The sequence below is a fragment of the Streptomyces sp. NPDC039423 genome (genome assembly GCF_055598725.1).
In genome coordinates, this window is record NZ_JBVKAH010000004.1 from 122,708 (window position 1) to 147,229 (window position 24,522).

A 24,522-nucleotide genomic window follows, 5' to 3' on the forward strand; every position below is an offset into this window, starting at 1 on the left:
GCCCGTGGTGGCGCCCATCCGTGTGTCCGGGGGCGGGAACCGGCCGTCAGACGCCCAGCACCGCCATGGCCGCGTTGTGACCCGGGATGCCGCTGACGCCGCCGCCCCGCACGGCCCCCGCCCCGCAGAGCAGCACATTGGGGTGGGCGGTCGCCACGCCCCACCGGCCGGCGGCCCCGCCCGGGTCGGTGGCCGCGGTGGCGCCGGTGGCCCCGCCGGCGTACGGGAAGGCCAGGTCGCCGTGGAAGATGTGGCCGCCCGGCAGCAGCAGGTCCCGCTCCAGGTCGAGCGGCGTCTTCACCTCGATGCACGGGCGGCCCTCGGCGTCGGTGGCGAGGCAGTCGGCGAGCGGTTCGTCCAGGTGCGCGTCGAGTTCGGCGAGGGTGGCCTTGAGCAGGGCGGCGCGCGTGGCGTCGTGGCCGGCGGCGAACAGCCGCGCCGGGGCGTGCAGACCGAAGAGCGTCAGCGTCTGGTAGCCCCGGGCGGCGAGCTCGGGGCCGAGGATCGACGGGTCGCTCAGCGAGTGGCAGTAGATCTCCGAGGGCGGGGCGCCCGGCAGCCGGCCGGCCGCCGCCTCCCGGTACGCGGCCGCCAACTGCCCGTACCCCTCCGCGATGTGGAAGGTGCCGGCGAACGCCTCGCGCGGATCGACCGACCGGTCGCGCAGCCGGGGCAGCCTCTCCAGGAGCATGTTCACCTTGAGCTGGGCACCCTCGGCGGGCGGCGGGGGCTCCTCGCCCAGCAGCGCGGCCAGGACGTGCGGCGAGGCACCGACCAGGACGTGCCGGGCGGCGACCACGCCCTCGCCGTCCGGACCGCGGTGGACGACCTCGGCGTCGCGGCCGTCCGTGTGGATCCGGAGCACCTCGTGGCCCGTGCGGATCTCGGCCCCGGCCGCGCGCGCGGCGTCCGCGAGGGCGCCGGTGAGGGCGCCCATGCCGCCCACGGGCACGTTCCACTCCCCCGTCCCGCCGCCGATCACGTGGTACAGGAAGCACCGGTTCTGGATCAGGGACGGGTCGTGGGCGTCGGCGAACGTGCCGATCAGCGCATCGGTGAGGACCACCCCGCGCACCAGGTCGTCGGCGAAGTGCTCCTCGACGGCGACGCCGATCGGTTCCTCGAAGAGGGTCCGCCAGGCGGTGTCGTCCGCGACCCGGGCGCGCAGCTCCTCCCGGGCGGGCAGCGGCTCGGTGAGGGTGGGGAACACCCGCTCGGCGACCCGGCCCGTCATGGCGTAGAACCGCTGCCACGCCTCGTACTCGGCGTCCGACCCGGTGAGCGCGGCGAACGATTCGCGGGTGCGCTCCCCGCCCACCAGCAGCCCCGTGGGCCTCCCCCGGCGCTCGGCCGGGGTGTACGAGGAGATGGTGCGCCGGGCGACGGCGAACCGCAGGCCCAGGTCGCGCACGATCTTCGGCGGCAGCAGGGACACCAGGTAGGAGTAGCGCGACAGGCGGGCGTCCACCCCGGCGAAGGGACGGGTGGAGACGGCGGCCCCACCCGTGCCGGGCAGCCGCTCCAGGACGAGGACGGAACGTCCGGCGCGGGCGAGGTAGGCGGCGGCGACCAGTGCGTTGTGGCCGCCGCCGACGATGACGGCGTCGTACGAGCGCTGTACGGTCATGGCCCTTCGTAGCACGCGCCCGGGCCGGCGCTCCAGTGGGCGCCGCCCGCCCCGCGCAGCGCGGCGACCCGCCGGTACAGCTCCGCGGCCTCGGCCTCCCGGCCGAGCTGCCGGAGGCAGTACGCCTGGTCGTGGCGGCTGGTCAGGGCGTCCGGGTGGGCGGGGCCCAGCACCCGGTCGCGGGCCTCGGCGACCCGCGCGTACACGGCCAGCGCCTCCGCCCAGCGGCCCAGCCAGCCGAGTCCCACGGCGATCTCCCGGCCGCTGACCAGGGTGTCGGGGTGATCGGGCCCCAGCACCCGCTCACGGCCGGCGCACACCTCCCGCGCCTCGGCGAGCGCCTCCCGCCAGCGCCCGAGCCGGCCGAGGTTGACGCCCAGGGCGTGGCGGGCGCGCAGGGTCTCGGGATGTCCGGGGCCGTGCGCCCGGGCGCGGGCGCCGACGAGGTCGCGGTACAGCTCCAGCGCCTCGTGGCTGCGCCCGAGCCGGCCGAGGCTTATGCCCGCCTCGTAGCGGGCGGCGAGCGTGTCGGGGTGGTCGGGGCCGAGGACGTGGGCGCGGGCCGCCGCGACGTCCCGGTAGGTGCCCAGCGCCTCGGCCCAGCGGCCGAGCTGCCCCAGCGCGTACGCCACCTCGTACCGGGTGACCAGGGTGTCGGGGTGCTCGGGGCCCAGCAGGCGGGCGCGGGCGTCGGCGACCTCGCGGGCCGTCCGGTGCGCCTCCTCCAGCCGCCCGAGCCGGCCGAGGTTGGAGGCCAGGTTGTGGCGGCAGCGCAGGGTGTCGGGGTGGTCGGCGCCCATGGTGCGGGTGCGTGCGTCGAGCACGGAGGCGTACACCTGGTGGGCCTCGTCGTGGCGCCCCAGCCGGCCCAGGACGTACGCCATCTCCTGACGGGCCGTGAGGGTGTCGGGGTGGTCGGGGCCGAGCACCCGGGCCCGGGCCTCGGCGACGCGGCCGAACTCGCGCAGCGCCTCGGCGTCGCGGCCGGTCCTGGCGAGCGCGTACCCGGCCTCGTACCGGCTGGTGAGGGTGTCGGGGTGGTCCGGGCCCAGGACCCGCTCCCGCTCGGCGGCGACGGCCCGGTGCTCCTCGCCCGCCTCCTCCCAGCGGCCGAGCCGCCCCAGGCGGAGGCCCGCGCCGTGCCGGCCGGCCATCCGGGCGAGCACCCCGGGCGGCGGCGCTCCCGGCGCCCCGCCGTGCGGGTCCGTCACCGGCCGGGTGGGCGCGGTGGGCGCGGGCGGGACGGAGGGGGTCGGGTGCCGGGGGCGGTACGGCGGGGGCACGGGAACGGCGCGGGCGCCCGCGCCGGCGGGGGTGGTGGGGCCGGCGGGGGTGGTGGGGCCGACCGGGGTGGGGCCGGCGGGGGTGGTCCACGCGCCGGTGAGGCCGGCCGGCGGGTCGTGCGGTGCGATGGAGTGCGGCAGGGTGGCGCCGACCGCCTTGGGGCCGGTGGTCATGCCCCGGGTCCAGGACGGCGGGTGGTGCGGGGCGCGCGGCGGCGCCGGCGGGGGGCGGAGGGCCTGGTCGGGGAACGCGGGCGCGAGGCCCGCCGGGGCGGGACGGGCGGCCGCGATACGGCGGCGGAGGTCGGCCGCGTCGGGAGGACGTCCCTCCGGGGTCTTGGCGAGCAGGTCCAGGACGGCCCGCTCGAAGAGCTCGGGGAGCTCCGCCCGGAGGTTGCGGGGCGGCTCGGGCTGGGTGTCGCGGTGGCCCACGAGTACGGCCCAGGCGTCGTCCAGGTCGAAGGGCGGTACGCCGGTGGCGATCTCGTACAGGACGCAGCCCAGTGAGTACAGGTCGCTGCGGTGGTCCACCTGGCCGCCGCTGATCTGCTCGGGCGACATGTAGTGCGGGGTGCCCATGGCGATGCCGGTGCCGGTGAGCCGGGCGCTGAACCCGACGTCGGCGCCCGGGCGGGCGATGCCGAAGTCGCAGATCTTCACCGTGCCGTCGCCGAGCCGCATGATGTTGGCGGGCTTGAGGTCCCGGTGCACGATGCCCTGCCGGTGGGTGTAGGCGAGGGCGTCGGCGACCTGTTCGGCGATGTCGACGACGTCGCCGACGGGCAGCGGGTGCTGCTGGTTGTCCTCCAGGAGCTGGCTGAGGTTGCGCCCTTCCAGGAGTTCCATGACCAGGTAGAGCAGACCGTCGGACTCCCCGAAGTCATGGACGACGGTGACGCCGCGGTGCTGGAGCGCGGCCGCGACGCGCGCCTCGCGGCGGAAGCGCTCGCGGAGCACGGTGACGACGTTCCGGTCCTGCCCGGGTCCCAGCGGTTTGAGGCACTTGACCGCCACCCGGCGGCCGAGCGCCTCGTCGGTGGCGCGCCACACCTCGCCCATGCCGCCGCGCCCGATCATCTCCTCGAGCCGGTAGCGGCCCTGGAGCAGCCTGGTCTCCCCCATCGCGTGCCATCGCCCCCGTCGAGTCCCCGTACTGCCCGTCGATCCGCGTCGCTAGGCCCTCCCCGGCCCGTCCAGTATGGCGGCCCGTCCGCCGAGTTCGCACGGGGCCGGGCGGGTGTCGGGACCCAGTCCGGTCACGGCTTTCAGGATGTGCTGCGGCGGGAGTTGCCGGCGGATACGGGAGGGGACGCAGCGCAGCAGGTTGCCAGCTCGGGGTCGTCGGCGCCGAGGCAGCCGGTGGATCCGCCGGACGCGCACCGGCCGGCCGGGGCCCGGGGGGCGACGGGCCCGGGTGCCGACGGGCCCGGGTGGCGACGGGCCCGGGTGCCGACGGGCCCGGGTGCCGACGGGCCCAGGTGGCGACGGAACCGGGTGCCGACGGGCCCGGGTGGCGACGGAACCGCCCCGCACGCGGGCGCGCGGGGCGGGTGTCGGATACGGGTAGGGGCGCGGAGGTGGGGGCGGGCGCCGGCCGGCGGAGCGTGTCAGTCGCTGGAGAGCGCCTGGAGGAGGTCGCCGACCTGGGGGTCGGGGAGCCCCCGGGCGACATCGGCCTGGGCGATCATTCCCACCAGACGGTGGTCCTCGATCACCGGCAGCCGGCGCACCTTGTGCTCGGACATCTTCCGCAGCACCAGTTGCGCGTCGTCGTCCGCGTCCACGTACACCACGTCGCCCTGGGCGAGGTCGCCGGCGGTCGTGCGCGCCGGGTCCTTGCCCGCGCCCAGCGCCTTCACCACGATGTCGCGGTCGGTGAGCATGCCCTTGAGCCTGTCGTCGGCACCGCAGATCGGCATCGCGCCGACGCCGAGCTGCCTCATCATCTCGGCGGCCTGGAGGAGGGTGTCCCCCTCACCGACGCAGTCGACACCCCTGGTCATGAGCTGGCGTGCGGTGGCCATGCCGGACGCTCCTTCCTGCCGCTTCAGAGTGCGATCACCAGGGCCATGACGCCGAAGAGCGCCGCCACCAGGACGACGACGAGCAGGATCAGCACCATCGGTGCCTTCGCCCAGCCGGTCGTGGGGTTGTGCGTCTCCCTCGGCCCCGCCCCGGGCATGCTCGACTCCGCGGGCGGCGTCTCGCCGGGCGGGACGCCGCCACCGGCGTCGAGACCCGGGGTGCTGTCCGGATCGGGATCCGGGTTGGGGTTCGGGTTCGGGTTGGGGTGGGTCATGCGGTACGAGTGCGCAGGCCGGGGTCTTTCAATCCTCCCCGCGCGGCTCCGCCCGGGTCCGGCGCCGGTGGCTGGTGTCGCACCACGGGTAGCGGCGGCTGCGGCGGCAGGTGCAGACCGCGACCATGAAGCGGTCCGAGGCCGCCGTCGTCCCGTCCGGCAGCCGGATCTCCACGGGCCCCTCCATCAGGAGCGGCCCCTCCGGGTCGATCACCACCCGTTCGGCGGATCGTTCAGGTTCGTTGCGCACGGATCACCACCAGGTCCTCCTTGCGCTCCTCGGGCGCGATCAGCCCGCGCTCCTCCAGCCATCCGGCGTGCTCGGCCATGACCGGACCGAAGGGGATCGTGGTGCGCAGTTCGACACGTGCCTCCAGGCCCCCCGCCTGGAGCCGGTCCAGCGTCTCGTCGACGCCGGACAGCGCCGACTGCACCAGGAGCAGCACCCCTGTGTCCCGCAGCAGGCCCGGCGCCCGGGCGCAGAGCCGGTCGATGACCTGCCGCCCGTTCTCGCCCGCGTTCCAGGTGCGGTCCGACCCGCGCGAGGGGCGCGGGGACAGGACGTACGGCGGGTTCGACAGGATCAGGTCGAAACGCCGGCCCTCGACGGGTTCCGTCAGGTCGCCGCGGTGGACGTCGACCGGCAGGCCGAGGCGCCAGGCGTTGTAGCGCGCGACGAGCACGGCGCGCCAGGAGATGTCCACGGCGGTCACCCGGGCGCCCGGGCACTCGGCGGCCATCAGGGCCAGGGCACCGGTTCCGGTCCCCACGTCGAGCACCTCGACGCCCGGTTGCTCGCACAGCGCGCGCAGTTCGGCGCGCGCCGCCTGGGCGAGCAGTTCCGTGTCCTCCTGGGGCGCGTACACGCCGCGCGGTCTGAGTAGACGCATGCACAGCGGGTACCTCGGAGATCCCCGGCGAAACGCTGGTGAGCGGTGTGTGAGGAGTGAGCGATGAGCTTTGAGTCCGGTTCCGGTTCGGGGTCCCTGTGGATGGAGTACGCCCCCGGCCCCGCCCGTCCGGCCGTGGACGGCCCCGTCGAGACGGAGGTCGCCGTGGTGGGCGGCGGGATCGCCGGGCTCTGCACGGCCTGGGAACTCGCCCGGGCGGGGCATCCGGTGGTGCTGCTGGAGGCCGACCGCATCGCGTCCGGGGTGACCGGCCACACCACGGCGAAGCTGTCGGCCCTGCACGGCATGGTGTACGCCGACATCGCCAGGATCCACGGCGCCCGGGCGGCGCGGCTGTACGCCCATTCGCAGCAGATCGCCATCGAACGGGTGCGGGAGGTCAGCGAGGAGCTGGGCGTCGACTGCGACCTGGAGCGGCTGCCCGCCTACACCTATACCCAGGACCCGGCGCAGACGGACACGTTGCGCGCGGAGGCGGAGGCGGCCCGGGTGGCCGGGCTGCCCGCCACGTACGAGACGGACGTACCGCTGCCGTTCCCGGTGGCGGGCGCGGTCAAGGTCGAGGACCAGGCGCAGTTCCACCCCCGCAAGTACCTGCTGGCGCTCGCCGCCGACCTGGAGGTGCTGGGCGGGCGGATCTTCGAGCGGACGCGGGTCACGCGCCTCCAGGAGGGCTCGCCGTGCGAGCTCACCACGAGCACCGGGCACACCATCCGGGCGCGGGACGTCGTGATCGCCACGCACTACCCGGTGTTCGACCGGTCGCTGCTGTTCACGCGGCTGGAACCCAAGCGGGAGCTGGTGGTGGCGGGACCGCTCCCGGCCGCGGAGGACCCGGGCGGCATGTTCCTGACGTGGGAGGACAACACCCGGTCGGTGCGGACCGCCCCGATGGACGAGGACGGGCGGCGGATGCTGATCGTCACGGGCGAGAAGTTCCTGCCCGGCACGGTGGCCGAGGGCGAGGTCGGGGAACGGTTCGAGAAGCTCGCCGCATGGGCGCGGGAACGTTTCCCGGGGGTGCGGTTCACCCATCGCTGGGCCACCCAGGACAACGTCACGACGGACCGGGTGCCGTACGTCGGGCGGCTGCACGCCGGGGCGCGGCACGCCTACGTTGCCACCGGGTTCGCCGGCTGGGGCATGAGCAACGGGGTGATGGCGGGCGATCTGCTGGCGTCCCGCATCCGCGGCCGTGAGCCCGCCTGGACGAGCCTGTACGACCCGGTGCGGCTGCACCCGGTGAAGGAGGCGCCCGCGATGCTGCGGCTCCAGGCCCAGGTGGCGAAGCACTTCATCGGTGACCGGGTCCCGGGGGCGCACGCCGACTCGACGGCCGACATCCCCCGGGGCGGCGGAGCGGTCGTCCGGATCGGCGGACGGCGGATGGCGGTGCACCGGGACGCGGCCGGGACGCTGCACGCGCTGTCGGCGCGCTGCACCCACCTGGGGTGCGTCGTCCACTTCAACGACGAGGAGTGCGCGTGGGAGTGCCCGTGCCACGGCTCGCGGTTCGACGTGGACGGCAAGGTGGTGCAGGGGCCGGCGGTACAGCCGCTGGAGCAGATGGACGTCGAGGACACCGAGGAGGGCGCATGACGGAGCCCGGCGCTCCCCTGCCCGAGGAACGGGGCCCCCTGTCGGCGGCCGTGCTGCGCGTGCTGCGGGACGCGGACGCCGGCGGGGCGGCGCCGGAGGCGACCGTGGCCGGTGCCGACCCGCTCGGCGAGGACCTCCAGCTCGCGCTGTACCTGTCGTACGAGCCGCACTACCGGGCCCTGGAGGGCGTCGCGGACGACCGCGAGTGGGACCCGGCACTGCTGGCCCTGCGGCGGCCCATGGAGGAGGCGTTCCTCGGAGCCCTGCGCGAGGCGGTGCCCGGGGACGGCGACGTGACCGCGGCACTGGAGCCGCTGCTGGTGGAGCCGGTCGACGGGCACGGTGTCTCCCACCGGCTGATGGCGGACGGCACCTGGGAGCGGATGCGGGAGTACCTGGTGCACCGCTCGCTCTACCAGCTCAAGGAGTCCGATCCGCAGGCCTGGCTGATCCCGCGCCTGGAGGGACAGGCGAAGGCCTCCCTGGTGGCGGTGGCGTTCGACGAGTTCGGCGGGGGGCGCGGCGAGCGGGTGCACGCGCGGCTGTTCGCCGAGCTGATGGAGGGCGCCGGGCTGGACTCCTCGTACGGCCGCTATCTGGACCTCGCCCCGGCGACGACGCTGGCGACGGTGAACGTGATGTCGCTGTTCGGCCTGCGCCGCTCGCTGCGGGGCGCCGCGGCGGGCAACTTCGCGGTCCTGGAGATCACCTCGCCGCCGGGGGCCCGCCGGATGGCGAAGGCCCTGGAGCGGCTGGACGCCGAGGAGCGGTGCGTCCGGTTCTTCACCGAGCACATCGAGGCGGACGCGGTCCACGAGCAGGTCATGCGCCGTGACGTCCTGGGCGACCTGCTGGCACGCGAGCCGGGCCTCGCCGCCGACGTGGCGTTCGGCGTCCGGGCGACGGTCTGGCTGGACGAGCGCTGGGAGGAGCGGGTGCTCGCCGCCTGGGACCGGGGCCGGTCGTCCCTCCGGGGGCCGGTGGCGGCGTCACCGTCGGCACCGGGGACGGCGGCGGACCCGTCGGAGCCGGTACGAACGGCTTAGCGGGCGCGGGAGCGGCGGGAGCGCGAGGGCCCCGGGGCGCGCCGGAACGCACGGCGTGGACCCGGGGCCGACCGCCGCGGAGGGGCGGGCGGCGGGAACGGGCGGCCGGTGCGGCGGAGACGCCGGGCCGCCGGCGGCCGACGACCGAGGGGGCCGGAGGCCGAGGGGCGGCGGGGGGCGGGCAGGCCTTCGGGCCACGCGGCCGGGTGGTCGCGTGGCCCGGGGCCGTCCGGTCAGGGGAGGAGCTCGTCCAGGGCGGCCTTGCCCTTCTCGGCCAGCCTGCGCTCGGCCCAGGCCAGGTTCTTGGGATTGACGTCACGTCCTGACGCGAGGACCAGGTCTTCCGCGTTGAAATCGCCTTCGGCGCCGCTGTGCAGAAGCCTGTCGGGCGTGACGCCCTCTCGCCGGGAGGTCGAATCGGGCTCAGCGTTCATGCCGCCTCCTTGCTCGTCCTGAAGACATTGTCGTCGCCGGGTACCCCGATCGCATCCCCTGCACCAGGCGCGACCGCGAACGATCGGATGCCGCCGCCCGGCGCGTCACCGCGTGCCCCCTGGAGGTCACGTGCGGTGCCGGCGGCCGGCGCCGGCCGCCGTCAGCGGACCAGGGCGGCGGCCTCCCGCACCGTGAGCCCGCCGCCCTCCGCGTGTGCGCGGGCGTACGTGTCGCCGTCCAGGACGGCACGCAGCTCCCGTTCGGCGCGGAGCCGGATCTCCTGTGCCGCCTCGGCGGAGAACTGGCGGAAGCCCGTACCGCCGGGGCCGTCGGCGTGCCGGTCGTACGCGCCGAGGAGCCGGGCCCCGTCCCGGGGGTCGCCCTGCTCGGCGAAGGCCCAGGCGGCGGTGGGGAACTGGCCGATGATCAGACGTGGAGCCACCATGTACGCCAGCGTCTCCATCCGGCGCACGGCCGCGGCGAGGCGTTCCCGGGCGCCCGCGTGGTCGCCGTCGAGGCAGTCGAGCCAGCCCCGCAGCCCCAGCAGCATGCCGGTGAACAGGTCCGCCGTGCCGGCCGGCAACCCGGCCTCGATGACGTCCAGCTGCTGCCGGGCGAGGGCGACGCGACCGGTGCGGCCGTAGTGCTGGGCGAGCAGCAGCCGGGCGGTGCCGACCTGCTCGACGGCGGGTTCCGCCGGGTCCTCGGCCGCCTCCCGCAGCATCCGCTCGGCGGTCTCGCGCTGCTCCGGTCCGGCGTCGCCCTGGAGGCGGAGGTGCGCCAGCCGGGCCCGGAAGAGCGGTCCGAGGCCGCGCGCGCCGGAGCGCTCGGCCGCCTCGGCGGCCCGCTCGAAATCCCGGGCGGCCCCGGCGTGGTCGCCCTCCCGCTCGTGGTGCTCGCCCCGGGCGCTGTGGGCCTCGGCGATGCCCCACGGGTCACCGGCGGCCTCGAAGCGGGCCAGGGCCTCCTCCGCGTCGTCGCCGGCGCCGGGCATCACCTTGGCCCGCATCAGCAGGGCGAACCCGAGGTCCGTGTCGTCGCCGTACGCCCGGCAGCAGGCCACGAAGGCGTCCATCGTCCGGGCCAGGTCGGGGAACTCGCCCAGCAGCAGCCGGACGAAGAACCACATCGTGCCGGGCTGGCGGCTGTTCTGCGGCATTCCGGGCCGGTAGGCGTCGGCGACCGCCGTCAGGTGGGCCCGGTTGCCGGGCTTCTCCATCGTGGCGGCGCCCTCGCTGCCGTCCGAGGCCAGCGCCATCAGCCGTACCCCGCGCCGGGCCTCCCAGAGCTGTTCCTCCTGCCACGGCGGCGGCAGGTCGGTGCACGGCCGGGCCAGCGGCACGGCGCGGCGCACGCCGTGGTCCCCGTCCGGAAGGAACGGGTCGGGACCGAGGGCGGCCACCTCCGCCGACCAGGCGCGGACGTCGCCCAGGTGGCCGCGTAGCTGCCAGAACCAGCCCAGGGACAGGACCATGCACAGCCCCTCCTGCTCCTCGCGCAGATCGACGGCGGTCCGCAGGGCCGCGCGGACGTTGTCGTGCTCGGTGTCGAGCGTCTCCAGCCACGCGGTCTGCCGCGGGCCGTGGAGCTGCCGGCCGGCGGTACGGACGAACTCGCGCACCGCCGTGAGGTGCCGGCGGGCGGTGCTCTCCCGCTCCCCCGCCTCGGCGAGCCGTTCGGCGGCGTAGTCGGCGACGGTCTCCAGGAGCCGGTAGCGCATCCCGTCCCCGCCCGGCCGGGGCACGGCGACGACGAGGGACTTGTCGACCAGGGAGGTGAGGGCCTCCAGGGTGCCGGGTTCGGCGCAGACCTCCTCGGCCAGGGCGAGGGAGCAGCCGCCGGAGAAGACGGCCAGCCGCCGCAGGACGACCCGCTCGGTCGTGTCGAGCAGGTCCCAGGACCAGTCGACGACCGCGCGGAGGGTCTGCTGGCGCGGCAGGGCGGTGCGGCTCCCCCGGTCGAGGAGGCGGAAGCGGTCGTCGAGCCGGTCGGCGATCTGGCGCGGCGTCAGGGCGCGCAGCCGTGCCGCGGCCAGTTCGATGCCGAGCGGCAGCCCGTCGAGGCGGCGGCAGAGCTCGGCGCACGCCTCCGGGTCGTCGTCCGTGCGGAAGCCGGGGCGGGCGGAGGCACCGCGGTCGGCGAGCAGCCGGAGCGCCGCGTCCTGGCGCAGTGGTTCGACGGGGCGTACGGCTTCGCCCGGGACACCGAGCGGTTCGCGGCTGGTGGCGAGGACGGTGACGCCGGGGCAGCGGGTGAGGAGGGTGTCGGCGAGGGTGGCGGCCGCGTCGACGAGGTGCTCGCAGTTGTCGAGGACGATCAGGAGCCTGCGCCCGGCGCAGTGGTCCACGAGCTGGGCGAGCGGTTCGCGCGGGGGGCCGTCGGCGGCACCCCAGCGCGGGGGCTCGCGCACGCCGAGGGCGTGCAGCACGGCCTCCGGGACGTCGACCCCGTGGCGTACGGGGGCGAGTTCGGCGACGCAGGTGCCGTCGGGCCAGGCGTTCTCGGCCCGCGTGACGGCGTCGGCCGCCTCCAGGGCCAGCCGGGTCTTGCCGACCCCGCCGGGCCCGAGCAGGGTGACCAGCCGCCGGGCGCGCACCTCCTCGGTCAGGGCGGCCAGTTCGCCGGCCCGCCCGACGAAGGAGGTGAGCCGGGCGCGCGGGGCGCCGGGCGCGGGGGGTGCGGCAGGCGGGCGTCCGGTCCGCGCGTCGCCCGCCAGCAACTCGGCGTACAGCGAGGTGAGGTCGGGGCCGGGATCGGTGCCGAGCCGGTCGGCGAGCCGGGTGCGGACGTCCTCGTAGGCGGCCAGTGCTTCGGCGGGGCGGCCGGCGGAGCGCAGCGCCCGGATGTGCAGCGCGGCCAGGGGCTCGTCCAGGGGGTGCTCGGCGGTGAGCTCGGCGAGCCCCGCCAGGGCGGCCTCCGGGCGGCCGAGCGCGACCTCGGCGGCGAGCCGGTCACGGCGCGCCGCGGTGCGGCGGCGTGCGGCCCGTACGGCGAGGGGGTCGTCGTCCCGGTCGGGCAGGTCGGCCAGGGCGGGACCCTGCCAGAGGGCCAGTGCCCGGTCGAGCAGCCGGGCGGCGGCGGCCGGGTCGCCGGTGCCGAGCGCGGCGGTGCCGGCGACCGCGAGCCGCTCGAAGCGGAACAGGTCGACGTCGTCGGGGCGGGCGTCGAGCCGGTACCCGCCCGGGACGGACACGACGGCGTCCCGCCCCAGGGCCCGGCGCAGCCGCCCCACCAGCGCCTGTAGCGCGGCCGGTTCGTCCGCCGGAGGGGTACCGGTCCACACCTGGCCGGCCAGCCGGCCGACCGGGACGGCCCGCCCGCCGGCCGCCGCCAGCGCGGTGAGCAGCGCCCGCAGCCGCGCCCCGGCGACCGGCGCCTCCGTCCCGTCGGGGCGCACCGCGCGGGTGGCGCCGAGCACCCGGTAGCGGCACGGGCCGTCCCCTTCCCCGAGGGGGCGGCCGTCCGCCGCCGGGGCGTGCGCGGGCGGGCCGCCCGCGGGGCCGTGTGCCGAACCGTCTGCCGAGCCGTCTGCCGATGCCGAACCGTGTGTCACCGGCTCATTGTGACCCTGGCGGGCGCCCGCGTCGCCACGGATTTCCGGTACCTCGGCCGGTGCGCGTCCACGCCGCCGTACGGGGCGGAGGGGCGGCCGGTCGCCCGACCGGGGCGGCCCTCACGGCGGTCGGCGGGCCGGCGGCCGGGGCGCGGCGGGGTCACTTGGCGAAGTCGCCGCTCACGGTGGTCCGTTCGCCGTCCTGTCCGGTGGCGGTGATGGTGTAGCGGTCGCCGGTGGCGGCGCGGGTGCCCTCGGCGTGGTTGTACTGGGCCGCGAAGACGTGCCGGCCGGCCGGGGCGCCGCGGCCGGGCTTGAGCGTCCAGGTGTAGCGGAGGGCGCCGTCGCGGTCCTCGCGGACGGAGACGGTGAAGTCCTCCTCGGGCAGCGTGCGCCAGTGGCCGGTGCTGGCCACGCCGCCGGTCTGGGCGACCCGCAGCTCGACGGTGAGGGCGGTGAGCGGTCGGGGTGCGGTGAGGGTGATGTCGCTCTGTGCCCAGAAGCGGTTGCTGTGCGGGTCCACGACCCCCTCGGCGCGCAGGGGTGCGGCGGGCGCGGCGCTGGTGCCGCGGTCCGGCCGGTCGGTGTCGAGGACGCTGGTCGCGGTGTAGCCGCCCGCGACCAGCACCGCGGCGACGGCGGCGGTGGCGGCGGCGACCCGGGCCCAGGAGGTGCGCGACGGGGGGCGGTGGTGGCGCGCGGCGGCGGCCGGTGCCGCCATGCCGCGTTCGACCCGGGCGAGGATGCGGGCGCGGTCGGGCTCGTGGGCGCGGGCCGCTTCCCGCAGCCGCTGCTTCAGCTGGTCCATGTCTTCCCCACCAGGTGCGTCGCCGCCCGGTCGCCGAGCAGCCGTTGGAGCTGCGCCATCGCCTTGGACGTCTGGCTCTTCACCGTACCGACCGAGATTCCGAGGGCGAGGGCGGTGTCCCGTTCGGAGAGGTCGAAGGCGTGGCGCAGGACGACGCAGGCGCGTTTGCGGAACGGCAGGGTGCGCAGCGCGCCCTGGACGTCGACGACGGCCGGTACGTCGGGGCCGTCGGTGTACGGGGAGTGCTGGGACCAGAACAGGGCGATGCGGCGGCGCTCGCGCACGGCGCCGCGGATGCGGCTGCGGGCGAGGTTGGCGACGACGCCGCGGGCGTACGCGGCGGGGTGGTCGGCGGCGCGGACCCGGTCCCAGCGGTGCCAGAGCGCGAGCAGGGCGTCGGCGGCGATGTCGTCGGCCGCGTCCGGCTCGCCCGTCAGCAGGTGGGCGAGGCGGGCCAGTTCGGCGTAGTGGCGCTCGAAGAAGTCGTGGAACTCCGTGGCGGCGTCATCGGCCGGTGTCCCCACGGTGGCCCCTCCCCGCGCGTCGCGTCGCGCACTGCGTAACCCGGCCGTCGCCGGTGTGTGCTGATGTGTGCTCGCAGGGCCCCCTCCGCCACGATGCGAGGCCGTGATCCTAACAAGCGTTCGCCCAGGGTGTGTCAGCCGCCGAAGGGGACGCCCGGCAGGCCCTGTCCGGCGTCCGGGAGCACCAGCAGCGAGCCGTCCGGGTGGCGGGGGCGGGACAGGCCCGTGCGGGCGGTGGTGACGTAGAGGTCCCGCAGCCCGGGCCCGCCGAAGGCGCACGCGGTGGGCCGGTGCGCGGGCAGTGGGACGACCTTGTCGAGGGTGCCGCCGGGGGTGTAGCGGCGGATCGCGGCGCCGTCCCAGAGGGCCACCCAGACGCAGCCGTCGGCGTCGACGGTGAGGCCGTCGGGGAAGCCGGCGCCCGGTTCGATCGTCACCAGGGGGCGGCGGTCGGTGAGGCGGCGGCCGTCGTCGGAGAGCCGGCACACGTCCACGCGCCGGGTGGGGCTGTCGACGTAGTACACCAGCGTGCCGTCGGGGCTGAAGCCGGTGCCGTTGCTGACGGTGACGCGGGGCAGGAGGGCGGTGGCGGTCCCGTCGGCGGCGATCCGGGTGAGGGCACCGCCGCCGTCGGCCTCGTCGTACCGCATGGTGCCGGCCCACAGGGACCCGTCGGGTGCGACCACGGCGTCGTTGCCGCGCCGCCCGGGGACGGGGTCGTGCACCAGCCAGCGGAAGGGGGCACCGCCCTCGCCGTACAGCCCGATGCCGTCCCGCAGGCTGACGACCAGTCCGCCCGTCGAGCGGGGTTTGGCGGCGCCGACGTGCTGGCCGGTGGCCATGACCGTCCGGCGGCCGGTCGCCGGGTCGTACGTGTGGACGCGGGCGCCGAGGATGTCGACCCATATCAGCCGCCGCGCGGCGGGGTCCCAGGTGGGGCCCTCGCCCAGCTCGGCGTGCTCCCGGACGGCGACCCGCACGGCCGGGTGCGCCGTCACCGGGCGCCACCGCGGTGGCCGAGACGCAGGGAGAGGTCCTCGGCGCCCTTGGCGGCGAGGGCGGCGAGCTCCGCCTCGCGCTGCTCGGTCCACCGGATCACGGGCACCGAGATGGACAGGGCGGCGACGACCCGGCCGCTGCCGTCGCGGACCGGGGCGGCCACACAGCTCACGTCCGGGTTGGACTCGCGGTGCTCGGTGGCCATGCCGCGCTCGCGGACGGCGGCGAGTTCGGCGCGCAGGGCGTCGGGGTCGGTCACACTGGCGGGGGTCATCGCCACCAGGTCGCGCCCGTCGAGGCGGGCCTCCAGCTCGGCGTGCGGCAGGGAGGCGAGGAGCATCTTGCCGACGGAGGTGCAGTGCGCGGGGAGCCGGCGGCCGGTCGCGGAGACCATCCGCACCGCGTGCGTGGAGTCGACCTTGGCGATGTAGATGACGTCGGTGTCCTCCAGGATGGCGAGGTGGACGGTCTCGTCGCACGTCTCGGCCACCTCCTGGGCGACCTGCCGGCCTTCGGCGGCCAGGTCGAGCTGTTCGGCGTACCGGCTGCCGAGCTGGTAGGTGCGGACACCCAGGCGGTAGCGGCCGGGCTGCTCGGGGACGGGCACCAGGTAGGAGCGGGCGGCGAGCGTGGTGAGCAGCTCGTGGACGGTGGTGCGGGGCAGTCGGAGCCGGCGGGTGACCTCCGGCGCCGAGAGGGTCCCGTCGCCCTGGAGGAACAGCTCCAGGATGTCGAGCGCCCTGGTCACCGCGGGAACGAGACGCCCCATGCCGTCCACCCACCCCTTCGTTCGAAACTTCGACCTTTGATCGGTATGACGAACACAGGCTAACCACAGGCGACTTCACCGGGCAATGGCCGGGGACGGATCCCGTTCGGGCGGAGACGCGCGAACCATTGACACCTTCCGGACCGCTGATTACGGTCACGCCAAGATTTCGAACGAGTGACGAAATATCGAACAAGCACGAGAGGGCAACCGCCGTGCGCATCACGGGAATCAGCACTCATGTCGTCGGGACCCCCTGGCGCAATCTGACCTACGTACGCGTCCACACCGACGAAGGGCTCACCGGCGTCGGAGAGACCCGCATGCTGGGGCACACCGACGCCCTGGTCGGCTACCTCAAGGAGGCCGAGACCAACCACATCGCCGGCTCCGACCCGTTCGCGGTGGAGGACCTCGTGCGCCGGATGAAGTACGGCGACTACGGCCGGGCGGGCGAGATCGTCATGTCGGGCATCGCGGTCGTCGAGATGGCGTGCTGGGACATCAAGGGCAAGGCGCTGGGGGTGCCCGTCTGGCAGCTCCTCGGCGGCAAGGTGACCGACAGGGTCAAGGCGTACGCCAACGGCTGGTACACCACCGAGCGGACCCCCGAGGCCTACCACCGGGCGGCCAAGGGCGTCATGGCGCGCGGCTACCGGGCGCTGAAGATCGATCCGTTCGGCACCGGCCATTTCGAGCTGGACGCGGAGCGGACCCGGTACGCGGTGTCGCTGATCGAGGCGGTACGGGACGCGATCGGGCCGGACGCCGAGCTGATGCTGGAGATGCACGGGCGGTTCAGCCCCGCGACGGCGGTACGGCTGGCGAAGGAGATGGCGCCGTTCGCCCCGGCCTGGCTGGAGGAACCGGTGCCGCCGGAGAACCTCAAGGCACTGGCCAAGGTCGCCGGGAAGGTGGACATCCCGGTGGCCACCGGTGAGCGCATCCACGACCGGATCGAGTTCCGGGAGCTGTTCGAGTCCCAGGCGGCCGACATCATCCAGCCGGACCTGGGGCACATCGGCGGCATCCTGGAGACCCGAAAGCTGGCGGCGACCGCCGAGACGCACTACACGCTGGTCGCCCCGCACAACGTGGGCGGCTCGGTACTCACCGCGGCGTCCCTCCAACTGGCCGCGTGCACGCCCAACTTCAAGATCCTCGAACACTTCAACGACTTCGCGGACGCGGACATCAAGAAGGTCGTCAAGGGCGCTCCGCTGGTGGACCCGGCCACCGGCTGCTTCGAGGTGTCGCACGCGCCGGGTCTCGGCGTCGAACTCGACGTGGACGCGGCGGCGGAGTTCCCCCAGCAGCGGGCACGGTTCGACCTGTGGGCCGAGGGCTGGGAGATGAGGGCGCCGAAGTGAGCCGCCCCCCGAGCGGCGCGCCCGGGACCCGGCCCAGCCGCGCGCTGCTCGTCGAGCGCCCCGGCGCGCACCGGCTCGTCGAGCGGGACGTGCCCGCCCCCGGCCCCGGCGAGGTCCTGGTGCGGGTGGCCGCGGCCGGGATCTGCATGAGCGACCGCGAGGTGTACGACGGACACCGGGACCCTGGGTACGTCAGGTACCCGGTGGTCCCGGGCCACGAGTGGTCCGGGACGGTCGAGGCCGTGGGCGAGGGCGTCGACCCGGCGCTGGCCGGCCGGAAGACGGTCGCGGAGGGGTTCCGCGCGTGCGGGGCGTGCGAGCGCTGCCGGTGCGGCGAGACCAGCCTGTGCGCGGGCGGGTACGCGGAGACGGGGTTCACCGAGCCCGGTGCCTTCGCCGACCACGTCACCGTGCCGGCGCGGCTGCTGCACCTCCTGCGGGACGACGCCGACCTGCGGGCCGCGGCCCTGCTGGAGCCCGCCGCCGTGATCGCCGCGGCGGTACGGGCGGGGCGGCCGCGCCCCGGTGAGCGGGTCGCGGTGGTGGGCGCGGGGACCCTGGGACTGCTGGCCGTGCAGTTGCTGGGCGCCTCGTCCCCGGCCGAGCTTACGGTGATCGACCCGAGGACGGCGCGGGGCGACCAGGCACTGCGGTTCGGCGCGAGCGAGTCGCTCGACCCGGCCGAGGCGGTCCGGCTGGAGGGCCGGTTCGACCTGGTGGTCGAGACGGCGGGGGCACCGACCACGGCCGCGTCCTCGTGCCGGCTGGCGCGCCGGGGCGGCCGGGTGGTGCTGACCGGGATGTTCACGCCCGGCGCGGCCGGCATCGACCCCGTCCACCTGTCGCTGAGCCAGCTCGAGATCCGCAGCGTCTTCGGTGCCCCCTCGTCGGCCTGGTCGGACGCGGTACGGGCCTTCGGGCTCGGGCTGCTCGACCCGGCGCCGCTGATCACGCACGAGTTCCCGCTGGAGCGGTTCACGGACGCGGTCGCCCTGGTGGGCGGCGGCGACCCGAAGACCGGCAAGGTGCTGCTGCGGCCCTGAGGCCCGCCCGCCGCGCCTCCCCGAGCCGTACGGCGGTACGGGGCGCCCTGCTCGCCCCCGTACCGCCGTACGCCCAACAGCGCGAACGACGTCCGGAATACCGAACCGAACACCAAGGAGCCCTGTGACCGTCCCGTCCGCACCAGCACCGGCGCCTCGCCGTCCCGGCGCCGAGGCCCTGGCCGTCATCGGCCATCCGGCGCCCGTCGCCGACCCCGCCGACGCCTCACCGCACGCCTTCCCCGACGGCGGGACCTGGCGCACCGAGATCCCGTCCGTGGAGGGCCCGGAGGCGCTGGCCGTCGTCCTCGAGGAGAGCGCCCGGCTCGACGTACCGGTCCACCGGGTCAGCCAGGGCAGCGGCGTCTGGATGCTCACCGACGCCGAGATCACCGGGATGGTGAAGGCCTGCGCGGAACGCGACATCGAGCTCTGCCTGTTCACCGGCCCGCGCGGCACCTGGGACATCGGCGCGGGAACCCGCACCGACTCGGGCGGCGCGGGGCTGCGCGCCCGCGGCCACGACGCGCTGGCCGGCTGCGTGGAGGACGCCTGCCGCGCCGCGGCGCTCGGCGTGCGCTGCCTGCTCGTCGCCGACGAGGGCGTGCTGTGGACGCTGCACCGGCTGCGCGCGGCCGGCCACCTCCCCGCCGACACCACGTTCAAGCTGTCCGCGCTCACCGGCCCGGTCAACCCGGCCTCGTACGCGGTGTACGAGCGGCTCGGCGCCGACTCCGTCAACGTGCCCTCCGACCTGACACTGGACCACCTCACCGAGATCCGGCTGGCCGCCCGGGCACCGATGGACATGTACGTCGAGGCGCCCGACGACCTCGGCGGTTACGTCCGGATGTACGAGGTGGCCGAGCTGATCCGGCGCGGCGCCCCGCTGTACCTGAAGTTCGGCCTCAGCCGCGCGCCCGGCATCTACCCGTTCGGCGCGCATCTGCGCGACACCGCGCTCGCCACCGCCCGGGAGCGGGTCCGCCGGGGACGGCTCGTGCTGGACCTGCTGGCCCGGCACGGCGCGGACGGCGGGATGTCCCCGCTCGGCTCGCGACTGCCGGGCGAGCTCCCGCGCTTCCCCGTCCCGACAAACGTCCCGGCCAACGTCCCGACCAACGTCCCGGCAACCGTCCCGGAAGGCGACTGATCCATGCGCATCTCCCGCAGAACCGCGGTGGCGGCGTCGCTCGCCGCGCTGCTCACCGTCTCACTCACCGCCTGCGGCCAGGAGGCCAGGGGCGGCAGCCGCTACAAGCCCGCGGGCGGCAAGGGAGGCACCATCGGCCTCGCCATGCCGACCAAGGCCTCGGAGCGCTGGATAGCCGACGGCGAGAACATGGCGGAGCAGTTCCGGAAGGCGGGGTACGACACCGACCTCCAGTACGGCGACGACAAGGTCGAGAACCAGATCGCCCAGATCGAGAACATGATCACCAAGGGGCGCACGCTGCTGGTGGTCGCCGCGATCGACGGCTCCGCCCTCACCGAGGTGCTCCAGCGGGCGGAGGACGCGGGCATCCCGGTGATCTCCTACGACCGTCTCATCATGGGCACCGAACACGTCGACTACTACGCGTCGTTCGACAACGAACGGGTCGGCCGGCTCCAGGCGCAGTACATCGTCGACGCGCTGAGGCTGGGACCGGCGACCGCCCGGGGCGCGTCCTACAACATCGAGCTGTTCGCGGGCTCGCCCGACGACAACAACACGAAGTACTTCTGGAACGGCGCCCTGAAGGTCCTCCAGCCGTACCTCACGAGCGGCCGGCTCGTGGTGCGCAGCAAGCAGACGCGGATGAGCCAGGCGACCACACTGCGCTGGGACGGCGGCACCGCGCAGAAGCGGATGGACGACCTCCTCAGCAAGAACTACGGCGAGGAGCGCGTCGACGCGGTCCTCTCCCCCTACGACGGGATCTCCATCGGCATCATCTCCGCCCTGAAGAGCGCCGGTTACGGCACGAAGAGCCGGCCGCTGCCGGTGGTCACCGGGCAGGACGCCGAGCTGGCGTCGGTGAAGTCGATCATCCGTGGCGAGCAGACGCAGACCGTCTTCAAGGACACGCGCAAGCTGGCCGCGCGGGCGGTGGAGATGGGCGACGCCGTGCTCAACGGGAAGAAGCCCGAGGTCAACAACACGAAGGACTACCACAACGGCAAGAAGACCGTGCCGTCGTTCCTGCTGGACCCGGTCAGCATCGACAAGACCAACACCACGCTCCTCGTCGACGAGGGCTACTTCACCGCCGGGCAGCTCAAGTGACGCGGCCCGTGGCGGACAGGCCCGTACTGGAGATGCGCGGGATCACCAAGACGTTCCCCGGCGTCACGGCGCTCTCCGAGGTGAACCTCACGGTTCGGCCCGGGGAGGTCCACGCTGTCTGCGGCGAGAACGGCGCGGGCAAGTCGACCCTGGTGAAGGTGCTCAGCGGGGTCCACCCGCACGGCTCGTACGAGGGCGAGATCCGCTTCGAGGGCGAGCCGGTGGCCTTCAAGGACATCCGGGCCAGCGAGCGGCACGGCATCGTGATCATCCACCAGGAGCTGGCGCTCGTCCCGTACCTGTCGATCGCCGAGAACATCTTCCTGGGCAACGAGCGGGCGACGCGCGGGCTGATCGACTGGAACGAGACGCTCCGGCGGGCGGGCGCGCTGCTCAAGCGCGTGGGGCTGCGGGAGAAGCCGCAGACGCCGGTCGCCGACCTCGGCGTGGGCAAGCAGCAACTGGTGGAGATCGCCAAGGCGCTGGCCAAGGAGGTGAAGCTGCTCATCCTCGACGAGCCGACGGCCGCGCTCAACGACGAGGACAGCGCCAAGCTCCTCGACCTGATCCTAGGGCTGCGCGACCAGGGCATCGCCAGCATCATCATCTCGCACAAGCTGAACGAGATCCGGCGGATCACCGACTCCGTGACGATCCTCCGCGACGGGCGGACCATCGAGACCCTGACGGTCCGGGAGACCCCGGACGCCGAACCGCGACTGTCGGAGGACCGGATCATCCGGGGCATGGTCGGCCGCGACCTCGACCAGCGGTTCCCGGACCGCACGCCGTACGAGGGCGACGACGCCGGCCAGGTCGCGCTGGCCGTACGCGGCTGGACCGTCCGGCACCCGGTCGACCACCAGCGCACGGTCGTCGACGACGTGTCCCTGACCGTGCGGCGCGGCGAGATCGTCGGCATCGCGGGGCTCATGGGCGCGGGCCGTACCGAGCTGGCCATGTCCGTCTTCGGCCGCTCGTACGGCATCCACGCGGCCGGAACGGTCGAGGTGGGCGGGCGGGAGGTGGCGACGAGGACCGTGCCGGCGGCGATCGAGGCAGGCCTCGCGTACGTCACCGAGGACCGCAAGACGTACGGCCTGAACCTGATCGACGACATCAACCGCAACATCTCCCTGGCCTCGCTGCCGGGGATGCGGCGCCGGGGCTTCGTCGACGGGCACCACGAGCGCCGCGTCGCCGAGCGGTACCGCACCACGATGAACATCAAGGCGCCGACCGTCTTCGAGCAGGTGGGACGGTTGTCGGGCGGCAACCAGCAGAAGGTCGTCCTCAGCAAGTGGATCCACGCCGACCCCGAGGTGCTGATCCTCGACGAGCCGACGCGCGGGATCGACGTGGGCGCCAAGTACGAGATCTACACCGTCATCGACCGGCTCGCGGCGCAGGGCAAGGCCGTGCTGTTCATCTCCTCCGAACTGCCGGAGCTGCTCGGGATGTGCGACCGGATCTACACGATGGCCGAGGGCCGGCTGACCGGTGAGGTCGCCCGCGCCGACGCCACCCAGGAAGTCCTGATGCGCCGGATGACCACGAACAGAAGCTGAGGCCCCGCCATGACCACCACGACCACTCCCCCACGCCCCCGGCCGCAGGACGCCCCGCCGCGGCCGTCGGCGCTCGCGCTGCTGCTCGACGGCGTGCGCGGCAACATGCGCCAGTACGGCATGCTGATCGCGCTCGCGTTCATCGTCGTGCTGTTCCAGATCTGGACCGACGGCACGCTGCTCCTGCCGAACAACGTCTCCAACCTGATCCAGCAGAACGGCTACATCCTCATCCTGGCCATGGGCATGATGATCGTCATCATCGCCGGCCACATCGACCTGTCCGTCGGCTCGGTCGTCGCCTTCGTCGGGGCCATGTCGGCGGTGATGATGGTCAAGCACGACATGCCGTGGGTGCTCGCGCTGGTGCTGTCCCTGCTGATCGGCGCGGTCTCGGGCGCCTGGCAGGGCTTCTTCATCGCGTACGTGGGCATCCCGTCGTTCATCGTGACGCTGGCCGGCATGCTGCTCTTCCGCGGGCTCACGCAGATCGTGCTGGAGGGGCAGTCGATCGCCCCGTTCCCCGACGGCTTCCAGAACATCGCCAAGGGGTTCATCCCCGAGATGGGTCCCTACACGCAGTACCACAACCCCACCCTCCTGCTGGGGCTGGTCGCGGTGGTGTTCCTGCTGCTGCGCGAGTGGCGGGACCGGCGGCGGCAGCTCGCCCACGAGCTGGACGTGCCGCCGTTCGCCCTGTGGGCGCTGAAGTGCACCGCCGTCACGGCCGCCGTTGTCGCGTTCACACTGACGCTGGCCAGCTTCCACGGCGTGCCGGTGGTCATGCTCATCATGTGCGCGCTGCTGATCACTCTCGGCTACGTGATGCGCAACGCGGTGATCGGACGCCATGTGTACGCGCTGGGCGGCAACAAGGCGGCGGCGAAGCTGTCGGGCGTCAAGGACAAGCGGGTCACCTTCCTGGTCTTCGTCACCATGGGCGTGCTGGCGGCCCTGGCGGGCTGCGTGTACGCGGCCCGGCTCAACGCGGGCACCCCGCAGGCGGGCCTGAACTTCGAACTGGAGGCGATCGCCGCGTCGTTCATCGGCGGTGCCTCGATGAGCGGCGGCGTCGGCACGGTGATGGGCGCCGTGATCGGCGGCCTGGTGCTGGGCGTGCTGAACAACGGCATGTCGCTGGTCGGTGTCGGCACCGACTACCAGCAGGTCATCAAGGGGCTCGTGCTGCTCGCCGCGGTCGGGTTCGACGTCTGGAACAAGCGCAGGGCCGGCAAGTAGTCCACCCCTTCGAGAACTTCGGGAGTTCTGATGGAGACGAGCAGACGGACGGTGCTGGCGGCCGCGGCCGCCGCGGGACTCACGGCGGCGGCCCCGGCCACCGCGTACGCGTCGGGAGGCGGGAGACCGGTGAGGGAACTCTTCGGCAGGCTCGCCGACGGCACGAAGGTGCACCGCTGGACGCTGGAGAACGGCGGCACGCGGCTGAAGGTGCTGTCGTACGGCGGCATCGTGCAGTCCCTGGAGACACCGGACCGCCGCGGCCGGTACGCCAACGTGTCGCTGGGCTTCGACGACCTCGACGCGTACGTGTCGTCGTCGCCGTTCTTCGGGGCGCTGATCGGCCGGTACGGCAACCGGATCGGGGGCGGCCGCTTCACCCTGGACGGCACGGAGTACCGGCTGTCCGTCAACGACGGGCCGAACAGCCTGCACGGCGGCGCCCAGGGGTTCGACAAACGGGTGTGGGACGTGGAGCCGTTCTCCGACCGCACGGGCGTCGGCCTGGTGCTGCGGTACGTGAGCGCGGACGGCGAGATGGGCTACCCGGGCACGCTGAGGGTGACGGTGACGTACACCCTCACCCCGCGCGGGGACTGGCGCGTCGACTACGCGGCGACCACCGACCGGGCCACGGTGGTGAACCTGACGAACCACACTTACTACAACCTGGCGGGCGAGGGCAGCGGTGACGTCCTGGGCCACGAGCTGCGGCTGGCGGCCTCCCGCTACACCCCGACCGACGCGGCCCTCATCCCGACCGGCGAACTGGCGCCGGTGGCGGGCACACCGTTCGACTTCCGGCACGCGAAGACGATCGGCGAGGACATCCGCACGGCGCATCCGCAACTGGTCCTCGCCCAGGGGTACGACCACAACTGGGTGCTGGACAAAGGCGTCACGGCCCGCCCCCTGCCCTTCGCGACGCTGCGCGACCCCGGCTCGGGGCGCACGATGACGATCGCGACGACCGAGCCGGGCGTGCAGTTCTACTCGGGCAACTTCCTGGACGGCACGCTGGCCGGGCCGTCCGGGCGCACGTACCGGCAGGGCGACGGGCTGTGCCTGGAGACGCAGCACTTCCCCGACTCGCCGAACCGGCCGGCGTTCCCGTCGACGGTGCTGCGGCCGGGCCGGACGTACCGGTCGACCACGGTGCACGGCTTCTCGGCGCGCTGAG

Annotated in this window: 21 protein-coding genes; 9 read left to right on the forward strand and 12 right to left on the reverse strand. The window is 74.5% G+C overall.

Going from position 1 to position 24,522, the window contains the following annotated elements; all coding sequences use genetic code 11:
* Positions 1–46: 46 nt before the first annotated feature.
* The 6 genes from ACZ7LK_RS14770 to ACZ7LK_RS14795 all read right to left on the reverse strand — a co-directional run bounded on the left by ACZ7LK_RS14770 (position 47) and on the right by ACZ7LK_RS14795 (position 6,099).
* Positions 47–1,627, reverse strand: a complete 1,581-nt coding sequence (locus ACZ7LK_RS14770; RefSeq protein ID WP_471140824.1) for a phytoene desaturase family protein — start codon at positions 1,625–1,627, stop codon at positions 47–49.
* Complete coding sequence (locus tag ACZ7LK_RS14775; RefSeq protein WP_471140831.1) at positions 1,624–4,032, reverse strand: serine/threonine-protein kinase; 2,409 nt, start codon at positions 4,030–4,032, stop codon at positions 1,624–1,626. Before ACZ7LK_RS14775 ends, ACZ7LK_RS14770 begins: the two co-directional genes overlap by 4 nt.
* Positions 4,033–4,517: 485 nt before the next feature.
* Positions 4,518–4,934 (reverse strand): CBS domain-containing protein, encoded by a 417-nt coding sequence (locus ACZ7LK_RS14780; protein ID WP_469464366.1) that lies wholly within the window; start codon positions 4,932–4,934, stop codon positions 4,518–4,520.
* A 23-nt stretch (positions 4,935–4,957) separates the two neighbouring features.
* Positions 4,958–5,209: a DUF6480 family protein gene (locus ACZ7LK_RS14785; protein WP_392273742.1), complete on the reverse strand. Its 252-nt coding sequence runs from the start codon at positions 5,207–5,209 to the stop codon at positions 4,958–4,960.
* A gap of 28 nt (positions 5,210–5,237) precedes the next feature.
* The gene (locus ACZ7LK_RS14790) at positions 5,238–5,459 is read right to left on the reverse strand and encodes a CDGSH iron-sulfur domain-containing protein (protein WP_392273741.1); all 222 of its coding nucleotides are present in this window, start codon (positions 5,457–5,459) and stop codon (positions 5,238–5,240) included.
* Positions 5,443–6,099, reverse strand: a complete 657-nt coding sequence (locus ACZ7LK_RS14795; RefSeq protein ID WP_392273740.1) for a HemK2/MTQ2 family protein methyltransferase — start codon at positions 6,097–6,099, stop codon at positions 5,443–5,445. The genes ACZ7LK_RS14790 and ACZ7LK_RS14795 overlap by 17 nt, the downstream gene beginning before the upstream one ends.
* 63 nt (positions 6,100–6,162) lie before the next feature.
* On the opposite strand from ACZ7LK_RS14795, the gene ACZ7LK_RS14800 reads away from it, so the two are divergent.
* Entirely contained in the window at positions 6,163–7,719 is a 1,557-nt protein-coding gene (locus ACZ7LK_RS14800; protein WP_392273739.1) for an FAD-dependent oxidoreductase, read from the forward strand.
* Positions 7,716–8,765 (forward strand): iron-containing redox enzyme family protein, encoded by a 1,050-nt coding sequence (locus ACZ7LK_RS14805; RefSeq protein ID WP_469464364.1) that lies wholly within the window; start codon positions 7,716–7,718, stop codon positions 8,763–8,765. The genes ACZ7LK_RS14800 and ACZ7LK_RS14805 overlap by 4 nt, the downstream gene beginning before the upstream one ends.
* Before the next feature lie 233 nt (positions 8,766–8,998).
* Here the strand turns inward: ACZ7LK_RS14805 and ACZ7LK_RS14810 are convergent, their stop codons facing one another.
* The 6 genes from ACZ7LK_RS14810 to ACZ7LK_RS14835 all read right to left on the reverse strand — a co-directional run bounded on the left by ACZ7LK_RS14810 (position 8,999) and on the right by ACZ7LK_RS14835 (position 15,853).
* A complete protein-coding gene (locus ACZ7LK_RS14810; protein WP_392273737.1) occupies positions 8,999–9,199 on the reverse strand; it encodes a hypothetical protein in 201 nt (66 codons plus the stop codon).
* Between the two features lie 161 nt (positions 9,200–9,360).
* A complete protein-coding gene (locus ACZ7LK_RS14815) occupies positions 9,361–12,753 on the reverse strand; it encodes an ATP-binding protein (protein WP_471140837.1) in 3,393 nt (1,130 codons plus the stop codon).
* Positions 12,754–12,913: 160 nt separating this feature from the next.
* Complete coding sequence (locus ACZ7LK_RS14820; RefSeq protein ID WP_471140839.1) at positions 12,914–13,561, reverse strand: hypothetical protein; 648 nt, start codon at positions 13,559–13,561, stop codon at positions 12,914–12,916.
* On the reverse strand, positions 13,549–14,085 hold the full coding sequence (locus ACZ7LK_RS14825) for a SigE family RNA polymerase sigma factor (RefSeq protein WP_392273734.1): 537 nt from the start codon (positions 14,083–14,085) through the stop codon (positions 13,549–13,551). The genes ACZ7LK_RS14820 and ACZ7LK_RS14825 overlap by 13 nt, the downstream gene beginning before the upstream one ends.
* 134 nt (positions 14,086–14,219) lie before the next feature.
* A complete protein-coding gene (locus tag ACZ7LK_RS14830; protein ID WP_471140844.1) occupies positions 14,220–15,083 on the reverse strand; it encodes an SMP-30/gluconolactonase/LRE family protein in 864 nt (287 codons plus the stop codon).
* Complete coding sequence (locus ACZ7LK_RS14835; RefSeq protein WP_392273732.1) at positions 15,080–15,853, reverse strand: IclR family transcriptional regulator; 774 nt, start codon at positions 15,851–15,853, stop codon at positions 15,080–15,082. Before ACZ7LK_RS14835 ends, ACZ7LK_RS14830 begins: the two co-directional genes overlap by 4 nt.
* Before the next feature lie 215 nt (positions 15,854–16,068).
* Between ACZ7LK_RS14835 and ACZ7LK_RS14840 the strand changes: the two genes are divergently transcribed.
* The 7 genes from ACZ7LK_RS14840 to ACZ7LK_RS14870 all read left to right on the forward strand — a co-directional run bounded on the left by ACZ7LK_RS14840 (position 16,069) and on the right by ACZ7LK_RS14870 (position 24,521).
* Positions 16,069–17,223, forward strand: coding sequence for a mandelate racemase/muconate lactonizing enzyme family protein (locus ACZ7LK_RS14840; RefSeq protein WP_392273731.1), 1,155 nt, complete (start codon positions 16,069–16,071; stop codon positions 17,221–17,223).
* Positions 17,220–18,266 carry a zinc-dependent alcohol dehydrogenase gene (locus ACZ7LK_RS14845; RefSeq protein ID WP_469464359.1) on the forward strand — a complete coding sequence of 349 codons (1,047 nt, stop codon included), beginning with the start codon at positions 17,220–17,222 and terminating at the stop codon, positions 18,264–18,266. Before ACZ7LK_RS14840 ends, ACZ7LK_RS14845 begins: the two co-directional genes overlap by 4 nt.
* 124 nt (positions 18,267–18,390) lie before the next feature.
* The gene (locus ACZ7LK_RS14850) at positions 18,391–19,419 is read left to right on the forward strand and encodes a hypothetical protein (protein ID WP_471140848.1); all 1,029 of its coding nucleotides are present in this window, start codon (positions 18,391–18,393) and stop codon (positions 19,417–19,419) included.
* 3 nt (positions 19,420–19,422) lie between these two features.
* Positions 19,423–20,535 (forward strand): multiple monosaccharide ABC transporter substrate-binding protein, encoded by a 1,113-nt coding sequence (gene chvE / locus ACZ7LK_RS14855; protein ID WP_392273728.1) that lies wholly within the window; start codon positions 19,423–19,425, stop codon positions 20,533–20,535.
* A 32-nt stretch (positions 20,536–20,567) separates the two neighbouring features.
* On the forward strand, positions 20,568–22,103 hold the full coding sequence (gene mmsA / locus ACZ7LK_RS14860) for a multiple monosaccharide ABC transporter ATP-binding protein (protein ID WP_469464376.1): 1,536 nt from the start codon (positions 20,568–20,570) through the stop codon (positions 22,101–22,103).
* A 9-nt stretch (positions 22,104–22,112) separates the two neighbouring features.
* A complete protein-coding gene (gene mmsB, locus ACZ7LK_RS14865; RefSeq protein WP_392273727.1) occupies positions 22,113–23,342 on the forward strand; it encodes a multiple monosaccharide ABC transporter permease in 1,230 nt (409 codons plus the stop codon).
* A gap of 30 nt (positions 23,343–23,372) precedes the next feature.
* Entirely contained in the window at positions 23,373–24,521 is a 1,149-nt protein-coding gene (locus ACZ7LK_RS14870) for an aldose epimerase family protein (RefSeq protein WP_471140851.1), read from the forward strand.
* The last annotated feature ends 1 nt before the right edge of the window (position 24,522 follow it).